Genomic DNA, 20,682 nt, shown 5'->3' on the forward strand with positions numbered 1-20,682 from the left:
TTTCGATGCTTACCGATCTTTCGGCCCAACCTGAGATCCTGGATATCGGGTGCGGGGCCGGGATGCAGACGGTCGAGGTGGCCCGGGTCTGCCCGGGTTGCCGCATCACCGCCGTCGACGTCCACCAACCGTTCCTCGACGACCTCGCCCGGAACGCGGCATCGGCCGGGGTGGGCGACCGGATCGTCCCCCTCAGAGCCTCGATGGACGACCTCCCGTTCCCTGACGGATCGTTCGACGTCCTCTGGGCGGAGGGCTCGATCTTCATCGTGGGATTCCGAGAGGGGCTCGCCTCATGGAAGCGCCTCCTCCGGCCGGGGGGCTACCTCTGCCTCACCGAGGCTGCCTGGTTCACCGATACCCCCTCACCGGAGGCGGCGGCGTTCTGGAACGAGTGCTACCCGGCGATAACAACAGTCCGGGAGAACAGGGCGATCGCCGAGAGTGCCGGCTACGAGGTCGCCGCGACCTTTCCGCTCCCGAAGTCCGCATGGTGGGAGAATTACTATGTACAGGTCCTCAAGCGGATAGAAGACCTGCGGTCGAACTTCGCCGGCAATCCCGATGCAGAGACGCAGATTGAGTTTGCCGAGCGCGAGATCGCCATCTACCGGGAGCATGCCGACGAGTACGGCTACGAGTTCTTCATCCTGCGGAAGGGAACTTAGGGGGGCCGTCACCTTCCCTTTGTCTTCCCGATATCCCTCTGGATCTTGCCGATCGCCTTCCAGCGCTTCCTCTCGAGTCTTACAAGCCCGATCTCGGCTTTCTCCTCTTCGAACGCGAGTTCCTGCACGAGCCTCTGAAAACTCTCCAGCCGTACCGCAGGGAGGGTCCCGGCCGCGACGGCTGCCCGCACCGCACAGCCCGGCTCTTCCTCGTGCCGGCAGTCCGAGAACCTGCAGCCCTCCGCGAGCGCGAGGATCTCGGGGAACGTCCCGGCGATGCCGGTGGATGCTGTACCGATGCCGACCTCACGCAGGCCGGGGTTGTCTATCATGAGCGCCCCGCCGGCGAGGATGAAGAGCTGGCGGACGGTCGTGGTGTGCCGCCCTTTCTCATCGTAGTCCCGGGTGTCCGAAGTATCCTGCACCGGGCGGCCCATGAGCCGGTTGATCAGGGTGGACTTGCCGACGCCCGACGAGCCGATCAGGGCGATCGTCGCTCCCGGCAGGAGGTAGGGGTTGAGCCGGTCGACGCCCTCCCCGCTCACGGCGCTGATGGGGATGACCGGTATGCCAGGGGAGACGGCAGCGAGTTCACCGGCGAGCGATGCGGGGTCGTCCGCGAGATCGGACTTATTGATGACGATCACCGGGCGGGCGCCGGATGCGTGAGCGATCGCGAGGTAGCGCTCGGTTCGGCGGGCGTTGAGGTCGTGCCCGGCGGCGGTGACGATGAAGACCGTATCGATATTCGCCGCGATGACCTGATCAGCGCCTTCGCGCCCCGGTGTCCCCCGCGAAAAGAGGGTCTTCTGCGGGAGGATATCGACGATCGTCGAGGTTCCGGCCTCCGGCTGGTCAAGGAGCACGACGAAGTCCCCGACGGCGGGAAAGCGGCCGAGTCTCCGCAGGGCTCCGGAGATCCCGGCCGTGACGGACCCGCTGTCGACGAGCACGTCCCACACGGTCTTCTGCCGGCAGACCACGCGGCCGGGGATGTATGGGGCGGTGTACTTCGAGAAGGCCTTTTCGTGCTCTTCCGTCCAGCCGAGGTCTTCGAGCGTGTGGGGATGCAGCCGTCCGCATCGGGAAGTGGATTGGCTCATTGAAACAGTCTTTCCTCCCTAAAATGTGTGGCATGCAAGGTGCCAAGTGCTTTGTGGTCGCGGTTATCGGCCGCATGCCGCAAGACCCCTTCGTAGAGTACAAGGCGATGCCGGAAGGGATACCCGGCTGCCGCAGATGCCTTAATACAGGGTTCGTGCTATAAATCCTGCAAGGAGAATGGGCGGCAGGAAGTATGTCCACGGCTACACGGAGCGGGAAGCGGAGCGGTTGAGCGATCAAGCAGAGACCCTGACCGGGCTCCTCCACGCCGACACCCGGTACCCGGCGGGCTCACGGGTGCTCGAGGCGGGGTGCGGCACCGGCGCCCAGACGGTGATCCTGGCCCGGAACAGCCCGGATGCGCGGATCATGTCGGTCGATATCTCTCAAATCTCGCTCGATGCGGCGAAGAGGCGCGTACAGGCCGAAGGCATCACCAACGTCACGTTCGAGGAGGGGAATATCTTCGACCTCCACTACGAGCCGGGGAGCTTCGACCACATCTTCCTCTGCTTTGTCCTCGAACACCTGGCAGAGCCCCGCGGCGCGCTCGAGCGCCTCCGCCCGTTGCTCTGCGAAGGCGGCACGATCACGGTGATCGAGGGGGATCACGGCTCGGCGTACTTCCACCCCGACAGCGCCCATGCCCGTCGGGCGATCGGATGCCTCGTCGACCTCCAGCGGGAGATGGGCGGCAACGCCCTGATCGGGCGGGAACTCTACCCGCTCGTCGCCGGTGCCGGCTACCGCGACGTCTATGTCTCTCCGCGGATGGTCTACGCGGACGCCTCCCGGCCGGACCTTGTCCGCGGGTTCACGGAACTGACCTTCACCGCCATGGTCGAGGGCGTCGGGGACGATGCAGTGAACCGGGGGATGATGAGCCGGGAGGACTGGGAGCGGGGGATACGCGACCTCTACCAGACCGCAGGATCGGACGGGGTCTTTTGCTACACCTTCTTCAAGGCAACGGGAAGGAAGTAGTCTCCTACCCGTCCGGCGCCATGAGCCGGAAGAGTGTGGGGTAGACGATCGGCCTCTCCAGTCCACCGGGGCCGGACCAGAGAGGCTACCGCGATCGTTCACGGCATACGCGACGAGGAAGACGAGGCCGGGCCGCCCGCAACAACCGGGTTCGCGCTCAAGGCCCCGTACTATCCCTGCCCGGCCTTCTTCACTTCGTCGCCATCGCCTGCAGGATCGCCATGATCCCCGGCTTTGCCCTCCGCCCGAACGGCGAGCAAAATCCGTCCATCTCCTCATCATCGGAGCCGAACATCTCGTTGTTCAGCCGTTCGGTGATCTCATCGAATATCCGTTTGTATGCGACGCAGTGGGGATCGACTCCATGGATCTCGCCGTTCGTCGGCGCTATTGCGTTGTAGGGGCACCCGCCCCGGCAGTATTTGATGTGGGCGCACTCTTTGCAGGCGCCGTCGACATACTCCTTGAATGCGTGCATGAGTTTCCAGGCGTCCGATTGGGCGAGATCGTCGCGGGTGGGCCGGTCGTAGACGTTCCCCATCACGTACTCCGGCATCCCGACGAAGCGGTAGCAGGGGTAGATGCTCCCGTCCGGCCCGAAGGCAAGGGTGCTTCCCATGCAGTCCACAAACGTGCAGACGGTGCCGTGCCGGGTGAAGATGCCCTTGCAGAGGTCGTTGATGTTCATGATCTCGATCCGTCCGAGGTTCTCCAGGTAAGTGTCGAGGAGGTAGACCAGCAGTTCCCCGTACTCCTCCGGTTCGAGCGCCCACTCTTTCGGGTCTTCGCTCCTAAGCGACGGCAGTGCCGGGTGCAGTTTGAGGGGAAAGCCGCTCGCGAGGAAGAAGTCGACGATCTCCTCCTTGCGCCTGACCGACTGGTTGGTGAACGTGCAGATGAACCGGACATCAAGCCCGTTCTCCCGTGCAATCTCATAGCCCCGCATCGTCTTCTTGAAATAGCCCATTCCACGCTGCACGTCGGTGATATCCTCGGGGCCGTCGATGCTCGAGCCGATCGGGATACGGTATTCCGCGAGGATCTTCGCCATTTCCGGGGTGAGCAGCCAGAGGTTGCTCTGCAGGGCGAACGTCGGTTCAAGGTGTGCGAGTTCCTCCGAGAGGATGGGGAGCGCCTGCCGGTAGAACTCCGCTCCGGCAAGGAGCGGCTCGCCCCCGTGGAAGGTGATTGTGACCTGGTCGGACCGGTAGTCCTTGAGCCACGCTGCTATCTCCCGGAGGGTCTCGATGCTCATCCGCGGAGAACTTTCATCGGAACTCCAGCAGTAGTGGCATTTCGATGGACAACCGAGGGTGGGGATGATCATGACGTGAAACGGGCTCTTCATCATACCGAGTTCTCTTTGAGGAGGTTAAAACCTATTCATCCGGATACCCACAGCCCGGGTGCGCATCCGGCGTGCAGGCACGGGGCTCTCACAGAGACCGATGACGGCCCTGGAGAACCGTCCCCCTCCGCCTTCAACCGGCAGATCCCCCGGCTCCGGCCGCAGCACGGAGAAGCAGGATCGGCCGGCCCGCGCGGCGTTCCCGGAACAATTTTCTATCACCTCTTCGTATCGATATACGAGGGAGAAGGATGGACTTTTCCGACTGCGTGAAGTTCGCAAACGAAAACCCCGTGACCTACATCGCGACGATGGACGGCGACCAGCCCCGGGTCCGGGCGTTTGCCATGTGGTTTGCCGATGAGACCGGGTTCTACTACCACACCGGGACCCCGAAGGCCGTCTGGAAGCAGCTCACCAGAAACCCGAAGGTCGAGCTCTGCTTCTACAACCCCGAGGGTAAAGGAATGATGATGCGCATCAAGGGAGCGGTCGAGTTCCTCGATGATGCGGCCCTGAAAGAGCGGCTCGTCAAAGAGCGGTCGTGGCTCCTCCAGATCGGGGTCTCGGGCGCGGACGACCCGAAACTCGCCGTCTTTCGTGTGGCGCACGGGGAGGCGTACTTCTGGACCCTGGAACAGAATATGCGGGAGGCCGAGGCGCCCCGGATCAGGTTCTGAACCACCCTGCGCCTTCGCATGAAGTGAAGTGCAGGGATAGCGATAGAACCTCACGCGAAGAGCGCGAAGCCGCGAAATAGCTCAAAATTACCCCTCTACCTGTCTTCGCGTTCGTCGCGGCTTCGCGTGAGGCTTACCAATCCTTTTTCATCGCCTCCGCCTTCAGGTCCTTCGGCATCAGTTCGATGGCGTAGCGGAGCGCCGTCCGGGGCATGCCCCTCTTGTTCGCCATGACGTAGGAGAAGACATCGTCCGTGTGCTTTCGGCTTGCTTCCTTGAGGAGCCACCCGTAACCCTTCTGCACCAGATCGTCCGTATCCATGAGGAGGAGGTCGGCGATCTCGAGGGCGTCGCTGAGGAACTCCCCGCGCCTCGCCGGCACGATCAGCGAGACCGCCGCCGCCCGGCGCATCCAGCGGTTCTCCGACCGCGTCCAGCGTTTCAGCTCCTCGATATGTTCGGGGTACCGGACGATGAAGTCCCCGACGGCATGGTTGCAGAGACCGTCGCAGGTTGCCCAGTTGGTGATGTAAGTCTCGATCCAGCGCCGGAAGACGGCGATGTCGCCGGATTCGTAGCGGCCGGCGAGCAGCTGCGCCCACTGGGAGACCACGAACGCCTCCTCCATCATCCCCGACGAATAGAGTTCTTCGCAGAGGGAGAAGATCTCATGTTTGTCGCGGCCTTTGACCTCCTTCCAGTATTTTTTCGCGATCGCGATTCCGGTTGCCGTTTTCATCCCATAGCACCGGACCTCCTCCTTGAAGAACCGCTGGCCTTTCTCCCGGATCTCGGGGTCTGCGTGCGCCGCGAACTCCTGCCGTATCGCTTCGATGACCGTGTCCATATGCAGGTGTACGGGGGGAAGGGGAATAAACAATACGGTACTCGTATCCCTCTGCCGCTCAATCCGTGCGCGGAGCATGCTCGACGGCGGCATGCACCCCTCGGTCGGACTCTGCTCCAGCGGCCCTGCGGGCGAATAAAAACGCGGGGTTTATCGGAAGATCATGGCTGCCGGCCGGGAGAATCTCACGTCTCCGGCCGCTGAGGGGGTGCGCTCCCTCGCACCTGTTCGAGCACCGTTCGGCGGGGATAGAACCCGAACTTTCGGTAGAACGGGAAGGCCTCCTCATTTCCTTCCGCGACCGCCACCCGGTTTTCGACCGAGCCGTTCTCGTCCAGCCATGCAAGTGCCCGGCGGACGAGTGCTGTGCCGATACCCTGCGAGCGGTAGGCCTCGTCGACGTAGAGGGACTCGATCTCCCCGATCTGATCTGCCGAGAGCGAGGTTACGCAGTACCCGACGCACCGGCCCGCTACTGGATCACAGGCCAGGTCGACCCGCAGGTCTCCTGTCTCTGCACACCGGACAAAGTACACCTTCCGGTCGTCGAAGGTCGTGTGCTCGAAGAAGGCCCGGAACGTCCGCGCACGGATGCGGTGGTGGTCGCAGATCCGGTTCCAGAGCGGGCGGATCACTTCGATCCCGGTTATATCCGTGGTGCGGTACTCGACGGGAGGCACCGGTGCAGTCATGCCTCCTCTCTCCCTGTCTTCGCCGGGCATCCCGGTGCGGTCGCGCCGTCGATGCCGGGGTACTGCATCCCCCAGGCGTTGAGCGCTGCTTCAACCGGACAGCGGAAGGTCCTGCCGTTCTTTGTGTTGGTCATAGTTGCTCCGATGAATATTGGTTGCCGGATTACCCGTACCTCCTATATTCCCAAAGGGCACATTTTATCTTACCGTTCGGTTCGTCACAAGCAGAGAAACCGTCGGTTCTAATGCATATCGCGTTCTGCCGTAGGAAGGTGCGCCATGTGTGACGGCTACCTGACACCGTTTCTCGACCGGGCCGCCGGGGTGGACGGCCTTGCCCTCCTCTTCCCGAGGTACCGCTCGATATGCGTCTTTTTAATCCCGAGGCCGAGCAGACGCCGAGAGACCTCCTCCCGCCCGAGTGTTGCGACCTCCCGCTTCGCCCTTTGCAGCACCTCGACTTCGTCGCGGTAGGAGAGCGCTCCCCGGCCCTCCGTCAGGTCCCGGAGTTCGTTCGGGTCGCAGCCGGTCGCAGCGCCCTCCTCCGCCGGATGCAGTTCGATCCGGCACGATCCTGCGGCATACCCGATCCGGCGCCACCCCTCCTCCCAGTCGATCACCGCGTAGGAGGCCGGGGAGCAGTCGAGGGCGACATACGCCTTCCCGGCGATCCGGGCAATCATCATCCCGTAGTGGCCGGTGAGGATGCACGCCGCCGGGAGGTCGAAGAGCCATATCCGGTCGGCGAGAGGGGCGTGGGCGACGACGATATCGACCGGCCCTTCGGCCGACCGGGCCATCCTCCTCTCCTTCCCGGTGGGAACGCCGAGGAAGCGGATGCCCTGGACGGTCTCCGCCTTCCCCGAGATCTCGTGGATGTGGGGTTTTTCTTTTGCCGCATCCCGGACGCGGCCGTAGGTGCCCATCGTGTCGTCGTTGTTCCCCTCGACGACGACGCAGTGCCGACCTCCTGCCGCGATCTCGCGGAGGAGTCCGAGAAAGAGTTCCGTCTCGTCGAGCCTTGAGCGCGAACACCGGTCGTAGGCGCCGTCGCCAGCGAAGATGACGATTGCCGGATCGGTCTCCTCGATCGGCCGGAGGAACGAGCCGATCCCGACCCGGCCGCCGGCTGACCCCTTCTCCCGCGTCCCCCACGCGAGATCGCTGAACGCAAGTATCCTCGTCTGCGGCATGACCCGGTGTTGCTCACCGGGGGTGATAGGTCTCGCGGTCGGTTCTGGCCGCGCCGCTCACGCGTCCCCGGCGCGTCTCAATGTCGCGCACTCCTCCTCACGGAAGATACCCGTCCACGTACTCGAGGAACCGCTCCACGACGGCCGTCGAGTAAGGCCCTTTCTCGTAGGCCGTGCCGAGAGTCAGGCGATCGCGGAAGGTGGAGGCGATCATCAGAAACCCGTACGGCCAGCAGACGCAGGGGAGGTACTGGATATCCCGGATACCGAGCGTCGCACCGTCCTTCCCGGGGACCGGGAGATAGTCGCCGGGATCGAAGACACCGAGGTTTGAAAAGACCGGGTTTTTGTGGCCGGACGCCCCATACCGCTCGATCATCTGATCAAAGAACGTCCGCACCGCCGGTATCCCGCCGGCCATGATCTCTTCGTAAAAGAGGATGGTCGCGAGGCCGAGGCTCCCTGATTTTTTGCGGGCCGTTATTGCCGTCACCGGGCCGACGATCTCCGGGAGCTGCGCCCCTTCCCCGGCAGAGAGGGTGGCCTCGTAGGCGATGGAGAGGTTCGTGAGCAGAGCATCATCGTAGAGGCCGGGATACTTCCTCCGCAGATCGGCCGAGGTCAGGAACGACCGGGGCGCTCCCCGGTCTGAGGGGTCGTCCCGGATCTTCTGGAACGCAAGGAAGAACGCACCGATCAGGACGTCGTTCACCGTAGCCCCGTGCTCTCTCCCGAACGTCTTTATGCGCCCGAGCCGTTCCGGCGCGAGCGTCCGGCGGGCGACACGGGGCGTCCCCCTCCCGGTCCGCTCGATGGGGAAGCGCCACCGGTCGACGAACGGCTCCTCCTCCGCGAGCGCCTGTCGCCGCTCCTCCTCCGAGTAGAGCGCAAGGACCCTGTCCGTGTTCCGCTCGTAAGGAGCACGGGACGGCGGCCGGAACCCAGGGTCGTCCACGATTCCCCGGTAGACGGCAAAGAGGTCCCGGGCAAGGGTGAGGGCGCCGGTGGCGTCGCAGAAGCCGTGGTGGCAGGTGACGGCCACGATATCCCCCTCCTCCCTCCGGTAGAGGTTGACCCGCACCTGCGGCCCGGAACGGACGTCGAGGGGCGGGGGAGGTGTCGTGAGAGGCTCGTCGTCGCCGGCCGGGACCTGGACGAACGCTCCATCCCACAGTTCTTCCGGGATCTCCTCCCAGACCGGCCGGCCGTCAACCTCCGCGTAACGCGACCGGAGGTAGGGATCGGACGCAACGAGCCTCATCGTCGCCTCCCTCATGGCTTCGGCGTCGACTTCGCCGTCGAGTGTAAAGACGACGTGCATCGTCGGGTCGTAGATGCGCTCGAAGTAGACGTTGAAGACGTCGAAGGCGGGTGCGGGGTGGCGGACAGGCGGGGCAGACATCACCTTAACCATCTCCTGGTTGCGGGATAACTGCTTCTTATTCGGCACGCCCTCGTGCGGGAGAGGCTGTGCTACTCCAGAATCTTCCGGACGGCGGCCTCCCAGACCCGGTGCGCCTCGTCCCGTTTGAGTCCTGCCGCCGATCCCATCCTGATCCCGAGAATGACGGAGATGATGATCCTTGCAGAGAGGTCCGTATCGAGGTCGCCGGAGAGGCGTCCTGCGGCTTTCTCTTCTTCGAGAACAGCAGTGAGGAGATCGTGGATGGCCCGATAATTCTTCCCGACGGCATCATGGAGGGAGTCGTCTCGCACGGCACCGGCGAAGAGTTCGATGACCGCTTTCATTCCTGTTTCGTCTTCGGGGTAGATGACGTGATCAAAGATCGCGGAGAACATGCCCTCGGGAGTATTTTTAGAGCAGGCATCATGCAGGCTCTCCGAGAGCCGGGACCGGATGTAGGCGAGGGCGGAAGAGATCAGGTCGTCCCTGCTCTTGACGTAGAGATAGAGCGTTGCACGCGAGATGCCGAGCCTGGCGGCGACGTCCTCCATCTTCAGGTTGGAGAACCCCTTCTCGTCCGCCTCGGCTATCGCGGCCTCGATGATCCTGCGCCTTGCTTCGTCCTTGTACTCGGGCACGACCTTTGGCATGATACTAACACATGTGTCAGTAATCTTATATACGATCGATCCGTACTCTGAATAGTGACGCATGTGTCAGATTTTATTACGTATGTGTCAGGGGCGGGGGAGCCGCAGGAGGGACCACATATCGGCTGTAAGGGCCTTCTGGAAGAGAAAGAGGAGTTCGCGTTCTTCGAGGCTCTGGTTCGCGAGTACTGCGGGATAGGGTTCTTCGAGTGTCTCCGCTCTCCGGAGAACGGTTACCTGACCTCGGCCGTCTGGGAGGAGAGCGGCGACAGACCGCCCGCGCTCCTGTGCACCGTCGTCGAACTGCTACACCGGGCGGTCGAGCGGGAGGGCGAACGATGAAGGCGGCGTTCGGGTCTCTCGGCAGGCTCATCGCCGGCCGCCCGTACCTTGTCGCGGGCCTGGTCGTCTCGCTGCTGGTCTTCTCGCTCTACGGCGCTTCCTCGATCCGGATGGAGACGGGCATCGAGACGTTCGTCGACGCCGACTCTCCCGGGGGGGTGTTGCTCGACCATTACACCCGGACGTTCGGAACCGAACTGGTCATCCTGATCGTCGAGTCGGAGAACGTGCGGGACCCCGCACTTCTCCGGTACGTCGACACCCTCGGCATGGATATCGCTGACGAACGTTACGTGGACGGGATACGGTCGCTTCCCGCGGCGATACGATCGGTGACCGACGGTCGCATCCCCGGGACGGAGGCAGAAGTCGTCCAAACGATCTCCCGCCTCCCGCAGGCAGCCCGGGCACGGTACGTGCCTTCTGGGACGATGACCCTCCTCTTCGTCACCCTCGAGCCCGACCTCTCCGACGACGCAAAAACCCGGGTTCTCGATACCATCGAGACCATCGTCTCAGTCTCGTCCCCACCCCCCGGCGTGAGCGTCTCGATCTCCGGCGATCCCGCGTTTGATGTACAGATGCAGGAGGCCATGCGCAAAGAGATGGGCCTGCTGATAGGGATTGCCCTCGCCCTGATGGTCGCGGCAATCGGGCTGCTCTTTACCAACGTCCGCCACCGTTTCCTTCCCGTGGGGATCATCCTCTGCGGGATACTCATGACGTTCGGCACTCTCGGGTTCTTCAACCTCCGGGTGACCTCGCCGGTCATCGGATCGTTCCCCGTGATCATCGGTCTCGGGATCGACTATGGGGTGCAACTCCACTCACGGTTCCATGAAGAAGTTCAGGACAAAAGTCTGCACGACGCGATCGTCGCCACGCTCTCCCACGCCGGCCCGATCCTGATCGCCATGTGCACGACCGCTCTCGGGTTCGTAGCCCTCCTCTCCGCTCCGCTCCCGATGATCAGGGACTTCGGGACCGCGTGCCTTATCGGGGTCGTCTCGTGCTTCCTGCTCGCGATCGTCATCATACCTGCCTTCTTCGCCATCTTCGGCTACGGCAGGGGGCCGAATGGTCGGCCGGGCCCGGCGGAGGCTCCGGAGACGGGAGCGCTCGCGGGCTACAGCCGGTTCCTCGGCGATCTGGCGGTCAGGGTGGCACGGCATCCCGTTCCGGTTATTCTTCTCTTTGCGCTCCTCGCTGTCGCCGGGATCCAGTACGACGGCGCCATCGGGATCAACGTCGACCAGCAGTCCTTCGTCCCCGAGACCATGCCTGCACGGGTCAGCCTCGAGAAGGTGGAACGGGCGATCGGCGGGACGTCCACTGTGCCGGTGATGATCAGAGGGAGCGATATCCTCGATCCGGAGGTCATCGAGTGGATCGATGCGTTCGGAACGTATGAAGCGGCGCACCGGGACGAGATCACCGCTCATGCCAGCATCGCCACCCTTATCCGGGAGTATAACGGCGGGTCGCTGCCTGCATCAGCAACCGGGATAAAAGCGGTCGTCGCGCGTATCCCCGCCGAAGTCCGCGGCGCATACCTCTCGGGCAATACCGGTGCGGTGATCGAGTTCGCGACGGTCGATATGGAGATGGACGCGGTGAGCGCCCTCATCGACCGGCTCAGGAGCGACATCGTCTGGCTCGAACCGCCGGCAGGACTGGATATTCAGCCCACGGGCAGATCGACGGTCTACGGCGATCTCTACGACGGGATCATCCACTCAAAGAACCAGATGACCGTCCTCGGCCTGATCCTGATCGCCGCCTTCATGATTGTCGTATACCGCCGGTTCGACTCTCTCGCGCCGCTCCTCCCTGTCGTCATGATCATCGGGTGGAACGATCTCATCATGTACGCCCTCGATATCGCGTACACTCCGCTCACGGCGTGCCTCGGTTCGATGACCATCGGCCTCGCGATGGAGTACACCGTCCTGATCCTCGAGCGGTGCCGGGAGGAGATGGAGAGAGGCCTGGAGCTCTACGAGGCCATACGCGAGGGCGTGACCCGGAACGGGATCCCCATCACCATATCCGGGCTGACGACGATATTCGGGTTCTCGTCCATGCTCGCGTCCTCGTTCTCCCTTGTAGCGGGGTTCGGGCAGACGACCGTGATCACGATCTTCTTCTCGCTCGTCGGCGGCATCATTGTCATGCCTGCGGTCGTCGCCCTGGTGCTGCGCAGGGCGCCGGAGCCTTCCGGGCACCGGAGCGGGGCCGCGGCCGAGACATAACGCGGCCTGCTCCCATCCTTCTGCTGCAAATCTATTTGATTGATAAGCGGCCAGGAGGTGGATGCAGGAGACCCAGAATGAAGCGAAAGATCATCGATATCGACGAGGAGAAGTGCACGGGGTGCGGGCTCTGCATACCCGACTGCCCGGAGGGAGCGCTTCAGATCATCGACGGGAAGGCAAGGCTCGTGAGCGACCTCTTCTGCGACGGGCTCGGCGCCTGCATCGGGACATGCCCTGAAGGGGCGATCTCCGTCATCGAACGGGAGGCCGGGCCCTATAGCGAGGAGGCGGTGATGGAGAAGATTGTCCCGCAGGGGATGGGTGTCATCAAGGCGCACCTGGAGCATCTCCTCGGCCACGGGGAGGAGGCCCTCTACCACCGGGCGATCGAGTATCTCGCCGCCCACGAGATCCCGGTCCCCGCGCACGGGGTGGAACCGGGACACGCAGCCCCGGCAGCGTGCCCGGGCACCGTGGCAAGGAGCATCCCGGAGAGAGAGGTCGCGGAGACAGGGCGTGCCGCAGGAATAGAGTCGGCGTTGCGGCAGTGGCCGGTCCAGCTGACGCTCGTCAATCCCGCTGCGTCCTACTTTGATGACGCCGACCTCCTCGTCTCCGGAGACTGCGTCCCCTTCGCCTACCCGGAGTTTCACCGGGACTTTCTGCAGGGGAGGATCCTGATCATCTTCTGCCCGAAACTGGATGCGGATATTGAGGGATACATCACAAAACTTGCCGAGATCTTCTCGCGGCACACGATCCGGTCGATCACCGTCCTGCACATGGAGGTGCCCTGCTGCAGCGGGGTACGCTACATCGTGGACAAGGCCCTGAACCGTGCGAAGAAAGAGATCCCGGTGGCCGAGCAGACCATAACGCTGCAGGGCGAGGCAGTGGAAGGGAGCATGGTCCGGCCCCGGGGCCCCGGCGGCGGTCACCGCCGCGATATGTAACGGTTCCCGTTGCGGTAGAATCGGAGGGGGAGGTCTGCCGCCTTCGTGATCCCGATCCGGGTTGTCTGCACGATCTCCCCGTCTGTGCCCTCCGGCCGGCGGTCGGAGAGGCTCTCGGGCGACCAGATCTGCAGGGGCCCCCCGGAGAGGGGGGTTCCGTCGAGATCCATTGTGATCCCGAGCGCCTGCGTCAGTTTGCCCGGCCCGCTCGCGAGCGCGAGCGGATCGTCCGTTCCCCGCCGCGCCTGCATGAACTCGATCCCGCCGGCCGGCTCGAGCGCCCGGACGAGGACCGCCTCCCCCGTCCCCTCAGGGCCGGTCACGACGTTGACGCAGGTATGCAGGCCGTAGATCCGGTAGACGTAGGCGTGGCCCGCCGGCCCGAACATCGCCCGGTTCCGCGGCGTCTCTCCACGGTACGAGTGGGCCGCCGGGTCGTCCCGGAGATATGCCTCGACCTCGACGATCCACCCCATCGTCGCTGTCTCGTTCCGGTGCACAAGCAGGCACCCCAGCAGGTCTTTTGCGACGGTCACCGTGTCGCGTTCGTAGAATGATGGTGGAAGGATCATGGTGATCTCCGGTCGTATCCTGAAAGGTCGCCTCCGCCTGCCCATCAAGGTTCCGGGCGGAGGCGAACCGGCACTGAAGTCCCTTTGAACTGCACGGCAGAAAATATGGACCGGTAGACCCATGCCGCCCGCTCTCCCCGGCCATGGGAGTCCCGGGACCCGGCCGCTGAATAATTTTCTGGATGCATAGGTCGCTCTAATTGCCCGATGCAGCCATCTCCGGATTCATTTGGTCTTCGAGAGACCTGAAACGGGCTAATGTTTAATAGCAGTGGCGGCATAATGGAATATTGTTACCACCCACAACAAAAACAAACCTGCTTACATGGAGGTTCTGAATATGAAGAAAGGATTTGCAATCGATATCGAGGCTGAAACCGTAAAGAACACCGAATTCCGCAGGGTCCTCTACACGAGCAAATTCAGCCAGCTCGTACTGATGAGCCTGAAGCCCGGCGAGGAGATCGGCGAGGAAGTTCACGACGACGTCGACCAGTTCTTCCGGTTCGAAGAAGGGGAGGGGAAGGTCGTCATCGACAACACCGAATACAAGGTGAAGGACGGCAGCGCCGTGGTCGTGCCGAACGGGGCAAAGCACAACGTGATCAACACCTCAAAGACCGCCGCCCTCAAGCTCTACACGATCTACTCCCCGCCGGAGCACCGGGACAAGGTCGTGCACAAGACCCGTGAAGAAGCCATGGCGGACGACGAGCACTTCGACGGAAAGACGACGGAGTGATCCTTCCACAATTGCTCTAAAACCGGATCTCTTTTTTTGTAGTTACGATAAATTGCGGGGACGTCCTCAGTCCCGCTCGATCTCGCCGCCTGCCTCCCTGATCGCCGTCTCGATCCGTTCCAGCAGATCGGGGTCGTGGATGGCGAAGTCGAGCATCGGAAATCCCGCCACGAGAGGGATGGGCTTGAATATCGCAAGCAGCGTTGTTCCGTTTTTCTCTGGACTCTCGCCCGGGGCGACGACGGAGGTCGTTCCATCCGCCCAGACGGCGAGGTTCCCGTAGCCCTGTGCGTCCCAGATCTCTTTGATGATTGCGCGTGTGTGTAGCATGCTCACTCCTCAGGAGAGGAGGGCGCGAAGAGGGTATCAACCTTCCCCGTGGCGGCGGCAGGAAAAAAATCGGGCCTGCCGGTTTACCTCGCCGGTGGTGCGTCGGCTTCCCGTGTCTCCGCCGGAAGAGCCGGCTCTCCTGTAAAGAGGTGGTCGACGCCGAGGATCGTGTTCACCCAGGCCCAGTCGTCGCTCGACTGGGCGACCATCAGGACGATGAGGGTGAGCGGGACGGCGAAGATCATCCCGGCAACACCGAGCGCCCATCCCCAGAAGATGACCGAGAGGATGACCACGAGGGCGGGGATGTCGAAGCGCCTCGATGCAAAGTGCGCGAAGATCGGGTTCTCCACGAGCGCGTTCAGGATCGCGACGGCCGCAATCACCGCGATCGCGCCCCATATCCCGAACTGCAGCCAGGCAAAGAAGATCGCCGGGAGCGCCGCGATGACCAGCCCGATGTAGGGGATGTACGAGAGCAGGAACGTCAGCACCCCCCAGAGGACGGCCGCGTGCACCCCCATGACCCAGAGGAACGCGCCGAAGAGGAAGCCGTGGACGAGGTTTACCTCGGTCCTGACGATGACGAAGTTGACTAGGAACCTGCTCATGCGGGAGAACGCCTCGACGGTCTCGTCGCTCTTCATCACCTTCCGCACCCGTCCGGGCATCCGCGGCGCCTCAAAGAGCATGAAGACCGTCGTCACTGCTATGAAGAAGAGGTAGAGCAGAAGATCCGCGATACTGATAGCCGATGAGGAGAGAAATCCCACGAATCCCTGCAGGTTTACCGAAGACGGTGAGAGCGAACCCGTTTCAATTCCATATCTATCCAGAAGGGTAAGGATCTCCGATAGCCTGACGGTCAACTCCCGCTGGTAGAGGGGGAGATCTGCGATCAACGTCTCGAACGAGAAGAAGACGAGATAGCAGATCAGCAGGACGGCAAAGCCGGCGACGACGGTGACCACGCCGACGGCGACGACCTCGGGCAATCCCCTCGATCGAAGAGCTTTCGTTGGGGGATACACAATCATGGCGAGGATCACCGATACGGCGATGATGGTGATGATGTACCCGATCGCCTCGATCCCGATGATAAGGAACACCAGTGCCGTCAACAGGAGTATGGTGCTCACGCGCCTTGGAAAAAACGGGGTTTCTGTCATCCTGAGTGAGATGTTCTTACGGATACTATATCAATCCCGCGATACACCGTGGAACCGACGAGACCGACGGATCAGATCCGCCCGCTCATCCTCCCCCGTCGCCCGAGAGCGCGAGTGCCGCTCTGCCCGTGAACGCCGGCATGCCCGCCCCCTCCGATCCGCCGTCGACGGGCTGCGGGGTTGTGCCGGGTACCGATGATCGCTAAACGGTCGGCGACGGGAAGGTATCCGCCCGAAGGGTCATCCGATCGAAAGAGCGGGGAGGCAATTTTAAAGCACCGTACGCGCGAATACTATCCACAGATGGTCGTCACCCTCGAACTCGTATTTATCGGTATAGCAGCGCTTTTTCTGATAAGCATCGTTGCAAATAAGTTCTCGGAGAGACTCGGCGTTCCTGCGCTTCTCATCTTCCTCGTCGTCGGGATGCTTGCGGGCTCGGAGGGTCCCGGCGGAATCCCGTTCGACGATCCGGCGATTGCACAACTTATCGGGATTATAGCACTTGCATATATCCTCTTCGCAGGCGGTCTCGACACCCGGTGGGAACAGATCCAGCCCGTGCTCTGGCCGGGGATCGCTCTTTCGACGGTCGGCGTTGTTCTGACTGCAGTCCTGCTCGGCGCATTCGCCGTCCTGGTTCTTGGGTTCCCCCCGCTAGCGGGTCTTCTCCTTGGCGCGGTCGTCTCGTCCACCGATGCGGCAGCGGTCTTCTCTGTCCTCCGGACGGCAAGAGCGCGTCTGAAGGGAAACCTGCGACCGTTCCTCGAGTTTGAGTCGGGGAGCAACGACCCCATGGCGGTCCTGCTCACCACCGGCATCATCGGCCTGATCCTTACCCCGGGCTCATCGATCTTCGATCTTGTCCCGATGTTCGTGCAGCAGATGGCGGTCGGGGGACTCATGGGCTACGCGCTCGGCAGGTTCGTCGTCCACCTCTTGAACCGTCTCAAGCTGGAGTCTGAGGGGCTGTATCCGGTGCTCACCCTCGCGATGGTGCTGCTGGTCTACGGGCTGACCGCCGTCGTCGGTGGAAACGGGTTCATCGCGGTCTACATCGCCGGGCTTGTCATGGGCAACAGCGTCGTCGTCCACAAAAAGAGCCTGATCCGGTTCCACGACGGGATTGCATGGCTGATGCAGATCGTGATGTTCCTCACGCTCGGGCTGCTCGTCTTCCCCTCGGATCTCGTATCCACGATCGTTCCGGGCCTCCTCGCCGCGCTCTTCCTGATATTCATCGCACGGCCGGTCTCCGTCCTGCTCACGCTGCTCCCCTGGAAGATGCCGATGAACGAGAAGGCCCTGGTGTCGTGGGTGGGGCTCCGTGGCGCGGTCCCGATCATCCTCGCAACCTACCCGCTTGTCGCCGGGGTGCCGAACGCGGAGCTGATCTTCAACATCGTCTTCTTCATCGTCCTCGTCTCGGCGCTGGTCCACGGGACGTCGATCCCCTCCGTCGCCCGGTGGCTCGGTCTTGCCGCCCCGCTCGAGGAGACGCGCAGGCTATCCCGGGAGTTCGACGTAGACCCCGATACCCCGAGCGAGTTGCTCGAACTGGTCATCCCCCCCGACGCTCCGGCAGTGGGAAAGCAGGTCGTCGATCTCGGGTTGCCGAAGGGCGCCCTTATCATCATGATGCAGAAGCGGGAGGAACGTTTTGTTCCGGGCGGCAGCACCGTCATCGAGGCCGAGGACACGCTTCTCTTCCTGACGATCGGCGACCTGGCGGATGCCGTCCGCACCAGGCTTCTTTGCAGAGAGGAGCCGGAGACTCTACCCGGCCCTGATGCACCGGGTGGGGGAGCGTAAACACCGCCTGGAACCGGACGAAAATCCTTTGCCGGCATTGCACCCGATCTGTTGCGGGATCTTTGAGAGGGCACAGGTGGCGCGAGGTCACCGCCGTAGTCCCGCGAGGATATCCCCGGAGAGATCCGGCCTGTCACCGGCCGGTCCCGACTTCGAGTTGCCCGGGGTCTCCGCCGTGATCCGCCCGGGTGCAACCGGGTATGTTCCACCTTTATAATAATATTTATATATTATGTGTCGTTTAGTCCACCCGGGGATTGTATGAGAAAACCCCGAGTACCTGAAACCTATCTGATAGTTCTCATTGTGGCGGTCATCTCGATTGCCGTGATCGCCACTGCAGCTCCTCAGTCCGGCACCTTAACCGGCGGCGAACCGGGCATGCCCGGTATCACCAGAGCGCTTGAAATTTACCCGAATAACCTCTCACATGCAGATATATCCGGCAGTCGGATCGTCTATAGCGACTATAAAAACGGAAACTGGGACATCTTCCTCTTCAACCACACTTCGGGCAGGGAATACCAGCTCACGAATGACTCCTACGACCAGATGAACCCCACGATCTCCTGTGACCTCGTCGCCTGGTACGACAACTCGACCGGGGCGTGGGACCTCGTTCTCCTCAAACTCCACGGTGACGGTGCGGCATACCCGGTCTGCACGCGCCCCGACGAGGGGCGCCCCGGCTGCCCTGCGGGAGTGGTCTGTTTCCCGACCACCACGACAACCACCACGCCGACGCCCGGGCCCGGCAACTGCTCCTGCACGGCGAACTTCACCTGGAGCCCCGAGAGCCCTGCCGTCAATGCTACGGTTAACTTCACCGGGAACGCCGCGATCGCCGGTGACTGCGGGATCGATGCGTGGGCCTGGAGTTTCGGCGACGGTGCAACCGGCAGCGGCCGGGACGTCACCCACAACTACACGTCGGCAGGAACCTACACGGTCAGACTGAACGTGCCCCTCGATGACGGCACGGTATGCAATGCGTCCGGGAACGTCACGGTCACACCGCCTCCCTCGGAGAACTGCTCCTGCACGGCGGACTTCACCTGGAACCCGGAGAACCCTGCCGTCAACGAGACGGTCGACTTCACCGATCAGACCACGGTCAACGGGGACTGCGCCGTCCAGGCATGGGCGTGGGACTTCGGCGACGGAGCGACCGGTGAAGGCGGAACTGCGAGCCACACCTACGCCGCGGCAGGAACCTACACGGTCAGGCTGAACGTGACTCTCGACGACGGCACGGCGTGCAACACCTCAAGTGACGTCACCGTCACGCCGCTCCCGGAGGAGAACTGCTCCTGCACGGTAAGCATCGCGAAAGACCGCGACCAGGCCGAACCGGGACAGCCGGTCGCCTTTACGGGCTCGGCTGCGATCGACGGGGACTGCTCCGTGACCGGCTGGGCGTGGGACTTCGGCGACGGAGCGACCGGTGAAGGCGAGACCGCGAGCCACGCCTACGCCGCGGCGGGAACCTACACGGTTACGCTGGTCGCAACCCTCGACGACGGCAACACCTGCCGGGCAACGACAGACGTGACGGTGGCTGCTCCGCCGGAGCCCTGCTCCTGCTCGGCAAGCATCACCACAAGCGGAAACTCGTTCCACGGCGACGTCGATATCCAGGGCGACTGCTCCGTGACCGACTGGGCATGGGACTTCGGTGACGGAGCGACCGGCAGCGGCCAGGATGTCACCCACGACTACACGGCGGAAGGAACCTATACGGTTACGCTGACCGTGACGCTCGACGACGGGAACACCTGCCGGGCGACAACTCAGGCCTTCGTGATCTTCTGACGTGTTGGAGAGAAGAGGCGGGAAGGTAAAATCCCCGTCTCTCTCTTCTTGATACGCGGGACGGGGGTCACGCTCCGGCGACTGTAATTCCTGAGTTCTCTTCTTCGAGGTTGTCGGCGTGAACCTCGTCCCGGCTCAAGAAGGCAAGGGCGACGACGGCGAGCGAGAGCAGAAAGACGGCGAAGAAGACAAGGTCGAACCCCGTGGCAAGCACGTCTATCCGGATCTCCGCCGGGGACGACATCGTGACGTGGCGGTGCGACGCGACCGTGAGCATCGCCTGGACGAAGATCATGCTGATGAAGGATATCCCGAGGGTGATCGGGCCGGTGCGCTCCACGGAGATGAGGCTCGAGACCATGAGCAGGGTAGACTGCTGCCGCGAGGCGCTGCCGGCCGGCTGATGCATACTAAATGTGCTTGCTGTTTGGATTAAGATATTTTGGAAAGGGTGTCTTTAGGGATCTCCGATTCCCGGGCGGGAGGGTAAAAGACGTGTGCTACGGGATGCACGGCTGCAGGAGCCCCGAAATCCTTCAGTCTTTGCACCTCACTCTTTCGGCCGCAACGGGCAGCACCTGTTACCGCAGACCAGGCAGACCCGGCGAAGGATCAGGACAGCACCCGTGCCGGCAAGCACCCAGAAGAGTGCAAGGAGCGGAACCTGCGAGAACAGCCAGTACTGGGGAACTGCGGCGATAAGGAGGAGTGCAACCACGACTATAGCGATCTCGACAGCCGTATACTTCCCCTGCCGGGCCGGAAGAAGGGCGGCAAGCCTGCCGGGAAGGACGTGGAGACATCCTTTCCCCCGTAGGGGGCATTTCGTGCAGAAGACCGCGATGACCGTCCCGACGAGGAGGGCGGCGGCGGCGAGGTATGCCGGAGCATACAGCGGAGCGGCAAGGGCTATTGCGACCGCTCCCACGATGACCGCTCCGGTGAGCAACGTGAGGGAAAAGGTGCCGACCGCGACGGTGTTCATGCACAGGTGTCGCAGTCGCGGGCGATTAAGGTATTCCCCACGGGTCGGCGCACCGTTATCGTTACGAGACGGGATCCCGGTTTGCCGGTTTGAGCGTGAACCTGAATGCCGCTCCTTCCTCCGGGCGGCCGGGCACGCG

22 protein-coding genes are annotated in these 20,682 nt (G+C 62.9%); 9 read left to right on the forward strand and 13 right to left on the reverse strand.

Annotation, left to right across the window (positions count from 1 at the left end; genetic code table 11):
• The first annotated feature begins 5 nt into the window (after window positions 1-5).
• Entirely contained in the window at window positions 6-668 is a 663-nt protein-coding gene (locus L21_RS05135; RefSeq protein ID WP_256712379.1) for a class I SAM-dependent methyltransferase, read from the forward strand.
• An 8-nt stretch (window positions 669-676) separates the two neighbouring features.
• Here the strand turns inward: L21_RS05135 and rsgA are convergent, their stop codons facing one another.
• Window positions 677-1,771, reverse strand: a complete 1,095-nt coding sequence (gene rsgA, locus L21_RS05140) for a ribosome small subunit-dependent GTPase A (protein WP_074369418.1) — start codon at window positions 1,769-1,771, stop codon at window positions 677-679.
• 178 nt (window positions 1,772-1,949) lie between these two features.
• On the opposite strand from rsgA, the gene L21_RS05145 reads away from it, so the two are divergent.
• A complete protein-coding gene (locus L21_RS05145) occupies window positions 1,950-2,756 on the forward strand; it encodes a class I SAM-dependent methyltransferase (protein ID WP_074369419.1) in 807 nt (268 codons plus the stop codon).
• Between the two features lie 190 nt (window positions 2,757-2,946).
• Here L21_RS05145 and L21_RS05150 read toward each other — a convergent pair whose 3' ends face one another.
• The gene (locus L21_RS05150; protein WP_074369446.1) at window positions 2,947-4,104 is read right to left on the reverse strand and encodes a TIGR04083 family peptide-modifying radical SAM enzyme; all 1,158 of its coding nucleotides are present in this window, start codon (window positions 4,102-4,104) and stop codon (window positions 2,947-2,949) included.
• Window positions 4,105-4,355: 251 nt separating this feature from the next.
• Between L21_RS05150 and L21_RS05155 the strand changes: the two genes are divergently transcribed.
• On the forward strand, window positions 4,356-4,784 hold the full coding sequence (locus L21_RS05155) for a pyridoxamine 5'-phosphate oxidase family protein (RefSeq protein WP_074369420.1): 429 nt from the start codon (window positions 4,356-4,358) through the stop codon (window positions 4,782-4,784).
• Window positions 4,785-4,917: 133 nt separating this feature from the next.
• Here the strand turns inward: L21_RS05155 and L21_RS05160 are convergent, their stop codons facing one another.
• The 6 genes from L21_RS05160 to L21_RS05180 form a co-directional block, all read right to left on the reverse strand.
• Window positions 4,918-5,631 carry a DNA alkylation repair protein gene (locus tag L21_RS05160; RefSeq protein WP_074369421.1) on the reverse strand — a complete coding sequence of 238 codons (714 nt, stop codon included), beginning with the start codon at window positions 5,629-5,631 and terminating at the stop codon, window positions 4,918-4,920.
• A gap of 185 nt (window positions 5,632-5,816) precedes the next feature.
• Complete coding sequence (locus L21_RS05165; protein WP_074369422.1) at window positions 5,817-6,323, reverse strand: GNAT family N-acetyltransferase; 507 nt, start codon at window positions 6,321-6,323, stop codon at window positions 5,817-5,819.
• Window positions 6,320-6,457, reverse strand: coding sequence for a hypothetical protein (locus L21_RS14075; RefSeq protein ID WP_178377686.1), 138 nt, complete (start codon window positions 6,455-6,457; stop codon window positions 6,320-6,322). Before L21_RS14075 ends, L21_RS05165 begins: the two co-directional genes overlap by 4 nt.
• Window positions 6,458-6,613: 156 nt before the next feature.
• On the reverse strand, window positions 6,614-7,516 hold the full coding sequence (locus L21_RS05170) for a metallophosphoesterase (RefSeq protein WP_074369423.1): 903 nt from the start codon (window positions 7,514-7,516) through the stop codon (window positions 6,614-6,616).
• Window positions 7,517-7,613: 97 nt separating this feature from the next.
• Complete coding sequence (locus tag L21_RS05175; RefSeq protein WP_256712386.1) at window positions 7,614-8,918, reverse strand: condensation domain-containing protein; 1,305 nt, start codon at window positions 8,916-8,918, stop codon at window positions 7,614-7,616.
• A 71-nt stretch (window positions 8,919-8,989) separates the two neighbouring features.
• Window positions 8,990-9,571 (reverse strand): TetR/AcrR family transcriptional regulator, encoded by a 582-nt coding sequence (locus tag L21_RS05180; RefSeq protein ID WP_074369424.1) that lies wholly within the window; start codon window positions 9,569-9,571, stop codon window positions 8,990-8,992.
• A gap of 54 nt (window positions 9,572-9,625) precedes the next feature.
• Between L21_RS05180 and L21_RS05185 the strand changes: the two genes are divergently transcribed.
• The 3 genes from L21_RS05185 (at window position 9,626) to L21_RS05195 (ending at window position 13,121) form a co-directional block, all read left to right on the forward strand.
• Window positions 9,626-9,913, forward strand: coding sequence for a hypothetical protein (locus tag L21_RS05185; RefSeq protein ID WP_143727212.1), 288 nt, complete (start codon window positions 9,626-9,628; stop codon window positions 9,911-9,913).
• The gene (locus tag L21_RS05190; RefSeq protein ID WP_074369426.1) at window positions 9,910-12,165 is read left to right on the forward strand and encodes an efflux RND transporter permease subunit; all 2,256 of its coding nucleotides are present in this window, start codon (window positions 9,910-9,912) and stop codon (window positions 12,163-12,165) included. The genes L21_RS05185 and L21_RS05190 overlap by 4 nt, the downstream gene beginning before the upstream one ends.
• 77 nt (window positions 12,166-12,242) lie before the next feature.
• Complete coding sequence (locus tag L21_RS05195) at window positions 12,243-13,121, forward strand: ATP-binding protein (RefSeq protein WP_074369427.1); 879 nt, start codon at window positions 12,243-12,245, stop codon at window positions 13,119-13,121.
• On the opposite strand, the gene L21_RS05200 is transcribed toward L21_RS05195, so the two are convergent.
• Window positions 13,103-13,693, reverse strand: a complete 591-nt coding sequence (locus L21_RS05200) for a DNA-3-methyladenine glycosylase (protein WP_074369428.1) — start codon at window positions 13,691-13,693, stop codon at window positions 13,103-13,105. The genes L21_RS05195 and L21_RS05200 overlap by 19 nt on opposite strands.
• A gap of 325 nt (window positions 13,694-14,018) precedes the next feature.
• On the opposite strand from L21_RS05200, the gene L21_RS05205 reads away from it, so the two are divergent.
• The gene (locus L21_RS05205; RefSeq protein WP_256712390.1) at window positions 14,019-14,435 is read left to right on the forward strand and encodes a cupin domain-containing protein; all 417 of its coding nucleotides are present in this window, start codon (window positions 14,019-14,021) and stop codon (window positions 14,433-14,435) included.
• A gap of 66 nt (window positions 14,436-14,501) precedes the next feature.
• On the opposite strand, the gene L21_RS05210 is transcribed toward L21_RS05205, so the two are convergent.
• Both L21_RS05210 and L21_RS05215 read right to left on the reverse strand, forming a co-directional pair.
• Window positions 14,502-14,765, reverse strand: a complete 264-nt coding sequence (locus L21_RS05210) for a hypothetical protein (protein WP_074369429.1) — start codon at window positions 14,763-14,765, stop codon at window positions 14,502-14,504.
• Window positions 14,766-14,848: 83 nt separating this feature from the next.
• Window positions 14,849-15,886, reverse strand: a complete 1,038-nt coding sequence (locus L21_RS05215; RefSeq protein WP_256712393.1) for an AI-2E family transporter — start codon at window positions 15,884-15,886, stop codon at window positions 14,849-14,851.
• A 351-nt stretch (window positions 15,887-16,237) separates the two neighbouring features.
• Between L21_RS05215 and L21_RS05220 the strand changes: the two genes are divergently transcribed.
• Both L21_RS05220 and L21_RS05225 read left to right on the forward strand, forming a co-directional pair.
• Entirely contained in the window at window positions 16,238-17,746 is a 1,509-nt protein-coding gene (locus L21_RS05220) for a potassium/proton antiporter (protein ID WP_074369431.1), read from the forward strand.
• Between the two features lie 261 nt (window positions 17,747-18,007).
• A complete protein-coding gene (locus tag L21_RS05225) occupies window positions 18,008-19,558 on the forward strand; it encodes a PKD domain-containing protein (protein WP_083608798.1) in 1,551 nt (516 codons plus the stop codon).
• 67 nt (window positions 19,559-19,625) lie between these two features.
• On the opposite strand, the gene L21_RS05230 is transcribed toward L21_RS05225, so the two are convergent.
• Together L21_RS05230 and L21_RS05235 are read right to left on the reverse strand one after the other, a co-directional pair.
• On the reverse strand, window positions 19,626-19,967 hold the full coding sequence (locus L21_RS05230; RefSeq protein WP_178377687.1) for a hypothetical protein: 342 nt from the start codon (window positions 19,965-19,967) through the stop codon (window positions 19,626-19,628).
• Between the two features lie 141 nt (window positions 19,968-20,108).
• Complete coding sequence (locus L21_RS05235) at window positions 20,109-20,543, reverse strand: hypothetical protein (protein ID WP_074369433.1); 435 nt, start codon at window positions 20,541-20,543, stop codon at window positions 20,109-20,111.
• Between the last annotated feature and the right edge of the window lie 139 nt (window positions 20,544-20,682).

Origin of the sequence: Methanoculleus chikugoensis (genome assembly GCF_900095385.1) — an archaeon.
Classification (GTDB): Archaea; Halobacteriota; Methanomicrobia; order Methanomicrobiales; family Methanoculleaceae; genus Methanoculleus; species Methanoculleus chikugoensis_A.